At 66.7% G+C, this 13,005-nt stretch carries 13 protein-coding genes; 2 read left to right on the forward strand and 11 right to left on the reverse strand.

Going from position 1 to position 13,005, the window contains the following annotated elements; translation table 11 throughout:
• Window positions 1-11: 11 nt before the first annotated feature.
• The 6 genes from FB562_RS07330 to FB562_RS07355 all read right to left on the reverse strand — a co-directional run bounded on the left by FB562_RS07330 (window position 12) and on the right by FB562_RS07355 (window position 6,551).
• A complete protein-coding gene (locus tag FB562_RS07330) occupies window positions 12-2,363 on the reverse strand; it encodes an arylsulfatase (protein ID WP_246081380.1) in 2,352 nt (783 codons plus the stop codon).
• Complete coding sequence (locus FB562_RS07335) at window positions 2,360-3,181, reverse strand: ABC transporter ATP-binding protein (protein WP_246081381.1); 822 nt, start codon at window positions 3,179-3,181, stop codon at window positions 2,360-2,362. Before FB562_RS07335 ends, FB562_RS07330 begins: the two co-directional genes overlap by 4 nt.
• 20 nt (window positions 3,182-3,201) lie before the next feature.
• Window positions 3,202-4,077, reverse strand: a complete 876-nt coding sequence (locus FB562_RS07340; protein WP_141880506.1) for an ABC transporter permease — start codon at window positions 4,075-4,077, stop codon at window positions 3,202-3,204.
• A gap of 1 nt (window position 4,078) precedes the next feature.
• Window positions 4,079-4,825 (reverse strand): ABC transporter permease, encoded by a 747-nt coding sequence (locus tag FB562_RS07345; RefSeq protein ID WP_185740473.1) that lies wholly within the window; start codon window positions 4,823-4,825, stop codon window positions 4,079-4,081.
• A gap of 113 nt (window positions 4,826-4,938) precedes the next feature.
• Window positions 4,939-5,961, reverse strand: a complete 1,023-nt coding sequence (locus FB562_RS07350) for an ABC transporter substrate-binding protein (RefSeq protein WP_185740474.1) — start codon at window positions 5,959-5,961, stop codon at window positions 4,939-4,941.
• 161 nt (window positions 5,962-6,122) lie between these two features.
• Entirely contained in the window at window positions 6,123-6,551 is a 429-nt protein-coding gene (locus tag FB562_RS07355) for a nuclear transport factor 2 family protein (RefSeq protein WP_141880509.1), read from the reverse strand.
• A 183-nt stretch (window positions 6,552-6,734) separates the two neighbouring features.
• Between FB562_RS07355 and FB562_RS07360 the strand changes: the two genes are divergently transcribed.
• Window positions 6,735-7,601: a formylglycine-generating enzyme family protein gene (locus FB562_RS07360; RefSeq protein ID WP_141881133.1), complete on the forward strand. Its 867-nt coding sequence runs from the start codon at window positions 6,735-6,737 to the stop codon at window positions 7,599-7,601.
• Window positions 7,602-7,625: 24 nt separating this feature from the next.
• Here the strand turns inward: FB562_RS07360 and FB562_RS07365 are convergent, their stop codons facing one another.
• From FB562_RS07365 to FB562_RS07385, 5 genes are all read right to left on the reverse strand, one after another.
• Window positions 7,626-8,423, reverse strand: coding sequence for an SDR family NAD(P)-dependent oxidoreductase (locus FB562_RS07365; RefSeq protein WP_141880510.1), 798 nt, complete (start codon window positions 8,421-8,423; stop codon window positions 7,626-7,628).
• Window positions 8,420-8,851, reverse strand: a complete 432-nt coding sequence (locus FB562_RS07370; RefSeq protein ID WP_221625367.1) for a VOC family protein — start codon at window positions 8,849-8,851, stop codon at window positions 8,420-8,422. Before FB562_RS07370 ends, FB562_RS07365 begins: the two co-directional genes overlap by 4 nt.
• Window positions 8,852-8,858: 7 nt before the next feature.
• Entirely contained in the window at window positions 8,859-9,413 is a 555-nt protein-coding gene (locus FB562_RS07375; protein WP_141880511.1) for a cupin domain-containing protein, read from the reverse strand.
• Window positions 9,410-10,528, reverse strand: a complete 1,119-nt coding sequence (locus FB562_RS07380) for an FAD-dependent monooxygenase (protein ID WP_141880512.1) — start codon at window positions 10,526-10,528, stop codon at window positions 9,410-9,412. The genes FB562_RS07375 and FB562_RS07380 overlap by 4 nt, the downstream gene beginning before the upstream one ends.
• A 148-nt stretch (window positions 10,529-10,676) precedes the next feature.
• Window positions 10,677-11,576 carry a LysR family transcriptional regulator gene (locus tag FB562_RS07385; RefSeq protein WP_141880513.1) on the reverse strand — a complete coding sequence of 300 codons (900 nt, stop codon included), beginning with the start codon at window positions 11,574-11,576 and terminating at the stop codon, window positions 10,677-10,679.
• A gap of 128 nt (window positions 11,577-11,704) precedes the next feature.
• Here FB562_RS07385 and FB562_RS07390 point away from each other — a divergent pair, with 128 nt between their 5' ends.
• Window positions 11,705-12,973, forward strand: a complete 1,269-nt coding sequence (locus FB562_RS07390; protein WP_185740475.1) for a multidrug effflux MFS transporter — start codon at window positions 11,705-11,707, stop codon at window positions 12,971-12,973.
• Window positions 12,974-13,005 lie beyond the last annotated feature (32 nt).

Genomic DNA, 13,005 nt, shown 5'->3' on the forward strand with positions numbered 1-13,005 from the left:
CCGCCTTCGGATCAGTCGTAGTGGTGTGCCGCCATGAATGCGGCGGCAGCGAGCCTGCCCGCGTCATACGGAGCAGGCTCCCCCGGCTCGTAGCGAACCGAGGTTAGCTCACCCGAGAACGGGAACGCACCGTGCCGCTCGTGCATCTCCCACGACACGGGACCGCGGCGGTCGATGCCCACGTCGATTCCGGTGAACGGTGCCAGACCCGTGAGCATCATGACGCGACGCAACGACGCAACGGGAACACCGTCGACCGACAGCTCGACATCGAGATAGAACTCGTCACGGTTGAAGGTGAGATCAAGCTCGATCTCGCACGGCCCCGACGCCGTGAAGGGCGCATCCGTCGTGCGCATCACACCGTATTCGTTGTACTCGAACACGAGCCGGCCGTCCTCGACGTACAGGACATAGCCGCCACACTGGTCGCCGTGCGCCACGAGGACGCCCTCCCCCGCTGCCACGACGGATGCTCGGATCCGGAACTCGCGAAGGCCGATGAGCTGCGCGGCACGATGACGCTCCACCGTGGGGCTCCCGTTGCGGATCACCAGGGGCTCGGAGAACCTCGCATTCTCACGGGGTTGGATCTGGAACACCAGACCGGCATCATCCGCGATCGGAAACACCGTGTTCTCCCAGGCGAGCCGCTCCCACAGTGCCGCCAGCTCAGCGACCTTCTCGGGTCTGTCAGCCGCGAGATCGTGCGTCTCAGCGGGATCATTCGTGACCTCATACAGTTGCCAGGTCACGTTCTCGACATCCATGATCGGTCCGGGGCGCAGGCTCAGGATCTTCCACCCCTCGTGGTAGAGACCGAGGTGACCGTTCCACTCCGCATGCTGGGTCATCCGGAATTCATTCGAGGCACTACCCAGCAGCTGGTCGAGCGCGCTGAGGCCGTCGAGATCCTTCGCCGGGATGCCGTGGCGCTCCGAGGGGCGCACGACGCCGCATGCTTCAAGGAGGGTTGGCATGATGTCGGTCGCATACATGAACTGGCGACGAACCCGTTCCGCGGCAGGCACATTGCGCAGGCGGGCAGGCCACGAGAAGATGAAGGGCGCGCGGACGCCGCCCCCGAAGGTGCTGCCCTTGTACAGCCTGAACGGGGTGTTCGAAGCCATGGCCCACCCTCGCGGATAGTGCACCCCGGCACGGGGACCCCCGATGAGCTCCGTCTCGATCGGCTGATCGCGGGACCAGTCCTCCGGAAGCCTGAGGCCGTTGATGAACTGGCTCAGATAACTCCGGGTGCCCTCTGGACCGCCCTCGGCGGTGCCCCCATTGTCACTCGTCACGATGACGATCGTGTTCTCGCGCTCTCCGTACTCATCGAGCACGGAGAGGAGTCGGCCCAGGTTCTGGTCGATGTTGTCGACCATCGCCGCATAGACCTCCATGTAGCGCTCGAATCTCGCACGCGAGTCCTCATCAAGCGACTGCCAGGGCTCGACCTCGTAGCCTCCTTCGCGATTGCGGTCGACCATCTGCGTGCCCTCGGGGAAGAGCCCGCGCGCGATCTGCTCGGCGAAACGAGCACGACGCACCTCGTCCCACCCTTCCGCATAGCGCCCCCGATGACGATCGATGTCCTCCGCCTTGGCCCCCAGCGGGCCGTGCATGGCATTGTGGGCGAAGTAGAGGAAGAACGGCTTCTCGGACTCGGATGTGCGCAGACCACGGATCATGCTGATCGCGTGATCTGTCAGGTCATCCGTCAGGTAGTAGTCGTCGGGATAGCGCTCGACCTCCACCGTCGTGTTGTCCTGGACGAGCCGGTTCGGAGCGAAGAAGTTCGTGAACCCCTCGAGGCAGCCGTAGTACTGGTCGAACCCCCTCTGCACCGGCCAGGATTCACGTGAGGCGCCCTCGAAGGTCGCGTCGTCACGCGTCAGGTGCCACTTGCCGATTCCGAACGTGGCGTACCCGGCGCCCTGAAGCGCCTCCGGAAGGGTCAGGACATCATCCCCCAGTTCGAGGGCGAAGCCGGGAAACCCCGGGTTGAAGCCGGCGACGGTCGCGAAGCCCGCACGGTGCGGATTGACTCCCGTCAGGATCGCGGCGCGAGCCGGTGAGCAGACCGAGGCCGTGTGGTAGTTGTTGAGCACGACGCCGTCGTCGACGATCGCCTCGACATGGGGCGTCGGGATCTCGCCCCCGTATGGCCCGAGGTCGCTGAACCCCATGTCGTCGATGACCATCAGGATGACGTTCGGCGCTCCCGCCTCAGGCTTCGGTGAAGGGACCCAGGCTGGGGTCGATCGGGACATCGCGCGATCGACCGAGCCACCGAAATCCTCGTAGCCGCGGGCCCCCTCCGGAACGGCCTGCGGCGACACGAAGGGAACCCCGTTCACGGAAGCCTGACCGACGACGTCGGAATGCCGTTGTTCTTGATCTCGCTCAGGATCCTCGTTCTGAGTTCGATGAACTCCGGCCGCGCCTTCGTCGCGAGCTGCTCTCGTTCGCGTCCGAGATTCACCGCCACGTCGTCGACGATCCGCGACGGACGCCCCCCGAAGACGACGACCCTGTCGCCGAGGAAGACCGCCTCGTCGATGTCGTGGGTCACGACGATGATCGTGATCCCCAGATCGCGGCGAAGCCTGAGAGTCAGCTCCTCCAGTTCGAACCGGGTCTGGGCGTCGAGGGAGCCGAAGGGCTCATCCATGAGAAGAATGGATGCGTCATAGGCCAGCGCACGCGCGATCGCGACTCGCTGCTGCATGCCCCCTGACAGCTGCCAGGGGAACTTGTCCATATTGTCCTGGAGCCCCACCAGCTCGAGGCACCTCCGCGCCCGCTCGAAGCGCTCCCGCTTGCCCACACCCCTGGCCTGAAGCGGGAACTCGACATTGCCGAGCACGCGCATCCACGGGAGCATCGAGCCGCGGTAGTCCTGGAAGACCACGGCGATGTCCTCCACCGGACCTGTGATGCTCCGGTCGCCGAGGAACACCTTTCCCTCGGAGGGTTGGATCAGGCCGGAGAGGAGCCTCAGGAGCGTGGTCTTGCCCACTCCGGACGGCCCGACGAGGCAGGTCACGTCGCCCGGCGTCAGCTCGAGGTCGAGGTCCGCGATGATCGTGTTCGCCGCCGAGCCGGTGCCGAAGGTCTTCTGCACACCGACGGCACGCAGGGTACCGACGTCCTTGATCGGGGAGGAAGTGCTCATGGTCGAATCTCCTTGACCTGTCATGGTTGGCTGTTTCGCACTCGCTGGGCCGCCTCGCCCTGGATCTCGGCCATGAGGCCATCCATCCGCCTGGTCCGCCGCCGGGACAGCGGCACCGCCTCGTTGCGGTACCAGCGGAGGATCCTGTGCTCGAACATCGCGAAGAGGGCGGTGAACACGTAGCCGACGATTCCGATGAAGATCGTGCCCGCCCAGGTGTCGGCCAGAGCGAAACTCATGCCGCTCTGGAGGATGAAGAAGCCGACACCCTGGGTTGATCCGTACATCTCGCTGACGATGAGCATGACGATGCCGATCGTGATCGCGATCCGCACACCGACCACGATCTGGGGCAGCGCACCGGGAAGGATGACCTTCGCCACCCGGAAGTGCACTGGGATACGGTACGCTCGCGCGGTCTCGATGACGCTCGCCGGAATCGCCCGCACCCCCTCCACCGTGTTCAACAGGATCGGCCACACGCATCCGAAGGCGATGAGGAAGATCTTCGGCTCGGGGCCGATGCCCAAGGCGAGGATGATGATCGGCACGAACACCACGGGTGGGGATGCGCGGGCGAAGTCGAGGAACGGCATGAATATGTTTCGGAGCACAGCGCTCGACCCCACCGCGATACCGACGGTGAGACCGATCACGAGTGCGATCGCGAGCCCGATGAAATAGTTCGTGAAGCTGTAGATGATGTCGCCCCACAGGCGACCCCCGAATATCCCGTCGACCAGGTTCGTGGCGATGCGCTCCAGAGGAGGCCAGTACGCCGAGGTCGACGACGCCGAGGCGAAGAACCAGAGGAGGACAAGCAGGATGGGAAGCCAGGCCTGGATGAGGAGCGACTTCATGACGCCTCGTCCGGCGCCGCTGCGTGAAGAGGTCATGTCAGTCCTCGTTCCCCTCTGTCTGCCAACGGATGAGCCGGTCCTGCGCGAAGCTGACGACCGCGCTCACGGCGAAACCGAGGATGCATGCCGTGAGAAGGAAGACATAGGCGAGCGGGGTGTCGCCTCCCTGCTGCGCCTCCCCGAGCTCCGCGCCGACGCCGGCCGCTCCCGTCAACACTTCTGTTCCGAGGGACACCAGGACCGCGATCGTCGCTCCCAGCCGGAACCCGGTCGCCAGGAAGGGCGCCGCCGAGGGGAGCATGACCTTCAGCACCACCAGATGAGGGGGGATGCGAAAACTGCGCACCGTCTCCTCGATGCTGGCGGTCACGCTGCGCACGCCGTGCTGTGCCTGGACGATGATGGGGAACACGACGGCAGTGAAGACGACGACCGCCTTCATGTCGGTCGTGCGCCCCAGCAGGAGGATGAGCACGGGGATGAGGGCGATCGCGGGGAAGGCGCGGCCGAAGTCGAAGAGGAACCGGGTCGACAGTTCGATGAGGGGCCGGCGGCCCGTGAGCATGCCGACCGGGACCCCGACGATGATTCCGAAGGCGAGACCGAGCAGTGCCCCGGCGAAGGTGTCGCCGATCGCCTTCCAATAGTCGGGCGAGATGATCTGGGTCGCGAAGCTCTCGACGACGCTGAACGGCGCCGGAAGGACATTCGCGGGAAGCAATGTCGTCGAGACGGCGAGCTGCCAGCACCCGATGGCGAGTAGCGCCACGATGAGGCGGGCCACCACTACGCCCGTTCTTGTCCGTACTGCTCGGGAGAGCATCCGATCTCCTTTGAATCGTGTGCTGTGAGCGATGCGGTGGAGGCTCTCACGCCCCCACCGCATCGTCGTGCGTCCTACGGTGCGGAGTCGAGGAGGACGTCGGACACCGAGACCTCATGATCGAGGTCACCGAGTTCGAACTGGGCATCGAGCATCTTCGTCCACGCGTCGCGGTACGAGACCACGGTCAGCGGTTCGAGGACCATGCGGTTCGCGATGAAGTCCTCGGGGAACTTGCTGTACTCACGGTACACATCGCGCACGGCCTCAGGGTTCTCGCCGGCGAACTGGCTCGCCTCGTCCATCGCCGCGACGAAGGCCTCGATGACGCCGGGGTTCGCGGCGATATAGCTGTCGCTCGCCGCCCACACGATTTGCGGCGCACCGGGAAGGAACTCCCGCGCTCCCATGCCCATCTTCTCGAAGCCCTGGTCGACCGCGTTCAGGAAGAACACCGAGAAGGGAAGGATCGCATCGACGGTTCCGCTCTTCGCAGCCTCCATGAGGGTGTCCACGGGGAGGTTGACGTAGCTGACCGTCGCGGGGTCCACGCCGTTCTCGGTGAGCGCGATGTTGTTGACGAGCTGCGGAAGACTGCCCAGACCCTGGATGCCCACGGTCTTGCCCTCGAGGTCGGACCAGTCCTTGATGGGGCTGCCCGGGGGAAGGAGGAGACCGTCGGTGGGCTCACCGTCGAAGTCGGGCTCGGCGCTCTTGGCCCCCGAGATGACCGAGACGGGGATTCCCTGGGCCACCGCACGCGCGATGTCGGGCCCGCCGGTCATCGCGATGTCGAGATCACCCGACACGAGCGACGCGATCTGAGTCGTGGGGTCACCACCGAGGCTGATCTCGGCCTTCAGCCCGTGCTTCTCGAAGAAGCCCTCGGTGTCGGCCAGGATGGTCGCCTCGAAGCCGCCCGGATTGCGACCGACCTTGATGTCTGTGATCTCCGCGCCACCGTCGCCTGCGCCTGCTCCGCCGTCACTGCTGGCCGTGTCGGGGCTGCACCCGACGAGGGCGATCGCGGCCGCTGAGACCGCGAGGGCGGCAACGAGAGTGCGGCCGATTCCTCGAGATGGTTGTGTCTTTCTCACTGTGTACTCCTTTGTACGAAGGTGTGGACTTGCTCGGTGCGTGCTGCCGGGCGGATGCGTGCTGCCTCCTGGTGTGCCCAGCGTATTGAGAGCGGCAGTGGCGCAGAAATCAGGAATCGGAATACCAGCTACTGGCCCGCCGCGATGCTGACGACGACACCTCAGTGCGGGATCCCGAGGTCACGGGAGTGACCGTCTGAGTCGGTGTGGACGAAGCTGTTGTAGGCGACGAGGATGTCCTTGAAACGTCCGGTCGCGTCGAATTCATACATGATGACGCCGTCGAATTCGAAGGTCTCGCCCTTCTTCACCGGGCCGAAGAGCGAGTCCTCACGGTCATGCCTCGCGGTGAAGAGTGTGTGCATCTGGATGGCCGCACCGTGGTCATCCGAGACGAAGCGGGGCACCGTCAGCTGCTCCACGAAATCTGGCCAGATCTTGTTCCGGTAGTGATCCTTCATCCCGTCGATTCCGGTGAACTCGAGGGTTCCGTTCTTGACGTGCACATCGGCTGCCAGGAAATCGTCGAAGGTCGTGTCGTCCTCGGCATTGAAGCGGCTGATGTATTCGTCGAATCGCTCTCTGAGCATTATCCGATCCTCCTGTTTCTCGCCGGTGTCGCAGACCGTATACACCTTTGTCGGCGGTGTTTTCGAGGCTATCCAGACCCTGAAGACACGGGAAATGGCATCCCCCCATACGTCCTATGCGTCCGGGCTATGTCAGGTCGGCGGCGTACCCGGCCGTCGTGTGCGAGCATGGGGGCGATGACGATGATCACCCTGCCCGGCGGCCGATTCCTGATGGGTTCGACTGCCTTCTACGACGATGAGGGGCCCGTTCGGGAGGTGACGGTCGAGCCGTTCGCCATCGACCGGGCACCCGTCACGAACGCGCAGTTCGCCCTGTTCATCGAAGACACCGCATATGTCACAGTCGCCGAACAACGGCCGCGCCCCGAGGACTTCCCGGATGCGCCGACCGCAATGCTCGTCCCGGGAGCGCTCGTCTTCACCGGCACGCGCGGCCCCGTCGATCTCCGCGACTGGCAGCAGTGGTGGTCGTGGGTTCCGGGAGCGCAGTGGCGCCACCCCTACGGCCCCGACAGCTCTATCACCGACCGCGATGGGCATCCCGTCGTGCAGGTGGCCTTCGCGGATGCCGTCGCCTACGCATCCTGGGCGGGCAAGAGACTCCCCACGGAGGCGGAGTGGGAGTTCGCGGCGCGCGGCGGCCTCGAGGGAGCCACCTACACCTGGGGGGAGGATGCCAAGCCCGACGGCCACCCGCTGGCCAACACCTGGCAGGGGTCGTTCCCGTACCGCAACACGGGTGCGCGCGGCTGGGTGGGAACCTCGCCTGTCGGTGCCTTCCCTCCCAACGGCTACGGTCTGCTGGACATGTGCGGAAACACCTGGGAGTGGACCGACGGCTTCTACGACACCCCTCCTCCCATGTCGAGCTGCGGCTGCTCCCCCGTCACCGAGGTGACCGGGTCGAGACGGGTGCTCAAGGGCGGATCCCACCTCTGCGCGCCCGAGTACTGCCTGCGCTACCGTCCCGCGGCCCGCTCGCCCCAGACGGAGGACACGTCAACGACTCACATCGGGTTCCGATGTGTGCGCTCTGTTCGGCCCTAGTCCACGCGCGACGCGCTCCCCGCTCTACCTCTGCTGGGAGCGCCGGATCGTGTCTGACATGTATTTGACGCCGCCCGACGACGAGAACCCACCATCGATGGGGATCTCGGCGCCTGTCACGTATGAGGCGAGATCGGAGACCAGGAACCCGACGACGGCCGCGACCTCCTCCGGCTGCGCGGTGCGCTCGAGCGGGGTGAGGGCCAGCTGTGCCTCCGTCATGATCGCCGGCGCGTTCGCCATCATGGGGGTCTCGATGTAGCCGGGGTGCACGATGTTGACCCGGATGCCGCGGCCACCGTATTCGGTCGCGGCGACGTGTGTCAGCCCGCGCAGCCCCCACTTGCTCGCCGTGTACGACACCGTGTGGTGCGCGTTGAGGGCGGCAAGGGAGCCGACGTTGACGATCGAGCCGCCGTCGACCATGAGGGGTGCGAGCGACTGGATGCCGAGCATCGGCCCGGTCAGGTTGATGCCGATGACGCGATTCCAGTCGTCGACGGCCATCTCGCCGAGCCTCGCGCGGAACGGGATGCCTGCGTTGTTGACGAGGCCGTGGACGGCGCCGCGCGCGGAGAGCTCCGCGACGAGCGCGGACCACTCCGCCTCGCTCGACACGTCGAGCCTGCGGAAGAGCACCTCGCCGGGCAGTCCCGCCGCGCTCTCGAGAAGCTCTGCGGCACCGTCGGTGATGTCCGTCGCGAAGACGGTTGCGCCGGATGCCGCGAGCAGCAGGCTCTCGGCGGCACCCTGACCCCCTGCCGCACCCGTGACGATGACGGTCTTGCCGGCGAGGCCGGGCAGCACCACTGGCGCGCTCATGAGCCGACCGCCCCGCTGCGGTCGAGGAGTTCGATGAGGTTGCCCTCGGGATCGGCGACGAACGACATGCGCACGCCCGCCTCCGGGGACTGCTGGGGAGGCATCCGCTCGCTCGCACCGGCCGCGAGCAGCGCGGCATGCGTGCCCTCGACGTCGGCGATGCGGAGCGCGATGTGGCCGTAGCCACGAGTCAGCAGGGCGGTCGCCGTGTCGGGCGCCTGCAGGCCGGGCTGCGAGCCCTCTCGTTCGAGGAGCTCGATCGCGAAGCCGTCGTCGCCTATGACGAATGTGCCGCGCAGCCCGATCGCGTCGATCGTGAACGGTGCGGATTCGCGCAGCCCGAGCGTGTCGCAGTACCAGCGCGTCATGGCCTCCAGGTCGGCGACGCTGAGCCCCACATGATCGAGGTGCATTCTGTGTCCTTTCATGGCATGCCTAGTCGTGCGGCCCGCCGTGCATGATGCCGGCGTGGATGTCGGGCAGCAGGTCGAGAAGCTCCCTGCCGAACTCGGCGTCGATCAGGATGAACGCCACGCGCGCGACGGAATCGCTGCGGTTGGCCCAGGCGTGATCGGTTCCGCGCTGCACGACGACGTCGCCGGCCCTCAGCGTGACCTCGCTGTCGTCGAGCACGAGCACGATCTCACCCTCGAGCACGATGCCGTAGTCGATCGACTCGGTTCGGTGCACGGGCGACTGGTTGCCGAGCTCATTGATGTGGCCGGGGAAGAACTCGTTGATGCGGATCTTCGTGCCGAGCGCCGGAGGCGGAACCCTCAGCGTGCGCTGCGTCGGCTCCGACGGCTCCTCGGGCAGGAGAACGGCGGGCGCACCCTCGGTCTGCCAGATCTCGTAGAAACCGACGCCATCCTGCGGCATGACCTTGTGCACCGGAACGGGCCCGTCGGAGAGCACAACGGAGACACCGTTCTCGTCATGACCGGTGACGACCCGTCGCGGGATCGTTCCCTCGGGCAGCTGCTCGCTCATACGGGCTCCGCCACCTTCGCGAGCGACGACTCCATGAGCTTCGCCGGGTCCGCGCCGGGCGTGCCGGGGTGCAGCTCCCAGTCGACCATCTTCATGGAGGCGTCGACGACCATCTTCACGCGCGGCAGACGGCGCCCCTCGAACTCGGTGAGCAGCTGCTCGAGCTCTCCATCGCGGGTCACATAGTCGGCGAGCAGCACCGCATCCTCAGCACACATCGCCGCACCCTGCGCGATGAGCGGCGGGCAGGCGTGCACGGCGTCGCCGATCGCGATCACGCGGCCGCGGTGCCACGAGCCCTCAACAAGCAGCCACTCGATGGGCTGGAAATTCATGTAGGTGTCTTCTGTGATGCTCTCGCGCAGGTGATCCCACGGGCCGTGGTAACCCTCGGCGAGCTCGCGGACGATCTCGGCGTTCGTGCGCCCGTCGTCCGGCCTGACCGGATCGGTGAGGATGTACGCGTAGCACTCGGTCGCGGAGATGGGCGCATACCCCGCCTTGTACCAGGGGCCGTGGTAGAACACTGCGGCGCCGTCCATGTCGGGGGTGCGCGATGTCACGAAACGCCAGATCCCCATGCCGCTGGGCCCGGGGCGCTCCGACATGCCGAGAACCTCGCGAGTGGCAGAACGGATGCCGTCGGCCGCGATCACCAGGTCGAATGTCTCAGTCTCGCCGGTCGACAGGCTTGCCTCGACCCCCGCATCCGTCTCAGCGAACGCGGTGGCCGTGACGCCGAGGCGCACATCAATGCCGAGGGCGCGGATCTCGTCGACGAGCACCGTCTGCAGGTCGGCGCGCAGCGTGCCGAGCGTCGCCGGCAGGTCAGGGCCGCCCGTGCGGGGCGTCGGGACCTTGACGAGCGTGTGGCCATCCGCGTGGCGCACATCGATGTCGTAGAACGGCACGCCGCCCGCGATGATCTTGTCGGCGAGGCCGATCTGCTCGAAGGCCCGCAGCGCGTTGCCGTGCACGGTGATGCCGTGGCCCACACCGAACCACTGCGGTGAGATCTCGACGAGCGTCACATCGACACCCTTCTGGGCCAGGGCGATGGAGACGACCGAGCCGGTCACTCCCCCGCCGATCACGAGGACTCTCTTCACGGTCATCTGTGCACCGTCTCCAATCAAGGCATGCGTCGTTGCAGCGCTGTCGTGCCGCTCCAGCACACGCTACGGATGCACGACCGGATGGGGGAAGTAAGCGAACGTGATGCCAGCCATAGCCGGGAGCCATACCGCGCGCGGCGACCGCAGATCAGGCGGGGACGCCCTCGAGCAGGGTCTCGCGCAACCAGACGTGCGCTGGGTCGCTGTCGTGGGCCGGATGCCACCACAGGGTCTCGATGATCTCCACCTCGCCGAACGGCGTCGGAACGCCGATCGTGCCCGTCGTCGGCCCGAGTCGCTCAGCGAGCCGGCGCGGCACCACCGCCACGAGGTCGGTCCCGGCGATCGCGCTCGGCAGCGGCAGAAAGCTGTTCGTCGTGACCCGGGCCACCCGCGGGAAGCCCAGCTCCCGGAGTCGGCGGTCCGCCGGTGTGTGATGGGCCTGCCCGAAGTTGGCCACCGCCTGCGGCAGCCCTCTGAACGCATCCCAACTGAGCTGCCCGTCGATGAGGGCCGGGTTGTTGCTGTCGACGAGGCAGACGTAGACATCCCGGAACAGAGTGCGGCTGTTGCCCTCTATGCCGATTCCGGGAACGGCGGCCACGAAGTCGCTCTTGAGCAGGTCGCGTTCACTCGAGGTCGGCTGGGCCGGCAGCGGCAGCATGTCGATGCGGATGCCGGGGGCCGCGTCGAGCGCCCGGGTCACCATGGGCTGCAGCTCGGTCATCGCGAAGTCCGAGCCGCGGATCGTGTAGCTGCGATACGAGGTCAGGGGGTCGAACGGCCCCTCACTGCCGAGGGCGCGTTCGATGAGCGGGATGGTGCGCTGCACCTGGGGCAGCAGCAGCCGGGCGAGTGGCGTCAGCTCGTAGTCACGCCCCACCCGCACGAGGAGCTCGTCGTTGTACTGCTGACGAAGGCGGGCGAGGGCAGAACTCATTGCCGACTGCCCCACCTGCAGCCTGTCCCCTGCGCGCGTGACGTTCGTCTCCTCTAGCAGTGCGCGCAGCGCCACGAGGAGGTTGAGATCTTTGCCTGCCAGATTCATGCGGGCCTCTCTCCCTCGTCGGCGGTGACATCAGGCTAGCAAGCGGCGACGGTGCCGGATGCCCACAGATACGAGGTATCGAAGCGGCCGCTTGTCTCCTTCCGCCCGCAGACGGCACAATGTCTCGCATGCCCACCACGGTCGATGCGTCGACGCCCTCGACCGACCGCCGCCTCCCCGTCGTGCTGCTCGTACTCATCGGATCGTTGGGCGCGGTGGGACCGCTGGGCACAGACCTCTATCTGCCCGCGCTGCCGGAGATGGCCTCCGATCTCGTCACATCCGCCGCTCTCATCCAGGCGACGCTCATGTCGTTCACGATCGGGCTCGCGGCCGGTCAGCTTCTGCTCGGTGCGCTCTCCGACCGCTTCGGACGGCGCCGCCTGCTCATCGCGGGTGCCGTCATCTCGGTCGTGAGCTGCGCGCTCTCCGCCCTCGCCCCCACGATCGGACTGCTCATCCTGTGGCGGGCCGTGGCCGGGGCGAGTGCCGCCGCGGGACTCGTGATCGGCCGTGCCGTCGCCACCGATCTGACGACGGGCCACGAGACGACCAGAATATTCAGCATCCTCGGCCTGATCACGGGAATCGGCCCGATAGCCGGTCCGCTGCTCGGCGCGCTCGTGCTCGAGGTCAGCGACTGGCGCACCATCTTCTGGGTACTGACCACCATCTGCGCCGCGCTGCTCATCGGCGTCATCATCCTGTTGCCCGAGACGCTGCCCGCCGAGCGGAGGCACAGCGGTGGGATCACAGACCTGCTACGTACGGGCGGCCGGATTCTGGCGACCCGAGGATTCACGACGCATGCCGCAGCACTCTGCCTCGGCTTCGCCGCGATCTTTGGCTACATCTCCGCCTCACCGTTCGTGCTGCAGACGATGCTCGGCTTCAGCCCGACCGCCTACACCGTCGTCTTCGCGGTCAACGGTGTCGGCCTCATGATCACGGGCACGATCGCATCCGTTCTGGCGCGAAGGGTCGCGGCCGCCCGGATCGCTGCGGTGGGCATCGCGATCCTGCTGCTCGGCGGCGGGGCGCTGTGCGCCATCGCAGCGACAGGCGCGATCACGCCGTTCACCGTTCTGCCCGCCCTGTTCCTCGTCGGGTCGTCGATGGGGCTCGTCTTCGGGCCTGCGACAGCGCTCGCCATAGCGCAGGTGCGTCACGCATCCGGTACTGCCCTCGCCCTTCTCGGCTGCGGACAGTTCGTGCTCGCCGGGATCGCGGCACCGCTCGTCGGAATCGCCGGGGAGGCGTCGATCGTGCCGCTCGCCGTCGTCGTCACCGTCGGCGGCCTCGGCGCCGCAGTCTGCCTTGCCGCAGGGCGCGGGCACCGTGGCGAGCAGGAGGCCACTGCGGCCTCCCCCGAACACGAGGCAACGATTCCGGAATGAGTGGTATCCCCCACGGCTATTTCCGGACCGCC

The organism is Homoserinimonas aerilata (genome assembly GCF_006716125.1).
GTDB classification, from domain to species: domain Bacteria; phylum Actinomycetota; class Actinomycetes; order Actinomycetales; family Microbacteriaceae; genus Homoserinimonas; species Homoserinimonas aerilata.

Excerpts from the sequence above, each read along its gene's own strand:
- FB562_RS07370 (WP_221625367.1), bottom strand. The coding sequence starts at position 8,851 with ATGAAAGGACACAGAATGCACCTCGATCATGTGGGGCTCAGCGTCGCC.
- FB562_RS07360 (WP_141881133.1), top strand. The coding sequence starts at position 6,735 with ATGATCACCCTGCCCGGCGGCCGATTCCTGATGGGTTCGACTGCCTTC.
- FB562_RS07380 (WP_141880512.1), bottom strand. The coding sequence starts at position 10,528 with ATGACCGTGAAGAGAGTCCTCGTGATCGGCGGGGGAGTGACCGGCTCG.
- FB562_RS07355 (WP_141880509.1), bottom strand. The coding sequence starts at position 6,551 with ATGCTCAGAGAGCGATTCGACGAATACATCAGCCGCTTCAATGCCGAG.
- FB562_RS07335 (WP_246081381.1), bottom strand. The coding sequence starts at position 3,181 with ATGAGCACTTCCTCCCCGATCAAGGACGTCGGTACCCTGCGTGCCGTC.
- FB562_RS07365 (WP_141880510.1), bottom strand. The coding sequence starts at position 8,423 with ATGAGCGCGCCAGTGGTGCTGCCCGGCCTCGCCGGCAAGACCGTCATC.
- FB562_RS07340 (WP_141880506.1), bottom strand. The coding sequence starts at position 4,077 with ATGACCTCTTCACGCAGCGGCGCCGGACGAGGCGTCATGAAGTCGCTC.
- FB562_RS07385 (WP_141880513.1), bottom strand. The coding sequence starts at position 11,576 with ATGAATCTGGCAGGCAAAGATCTCAACCTCCTCGTGGCGCTGCGCGCA.
- FB562_RS07390 (WP_185740475.1), top strand. The coding sequence starts at position 11,705 with ATGCCCACCACGGTCGATGCGTCGACGCCCTCGACCGACCGCCGCCTC.
- FB562_RS07375 (WP_141880511.1), bottom strand. The coding sequence starts at position 9,413 with ATGAGCGAGCAGCTGCCCGAGGGAACGATCCCGCGACGGGTCGTCACC.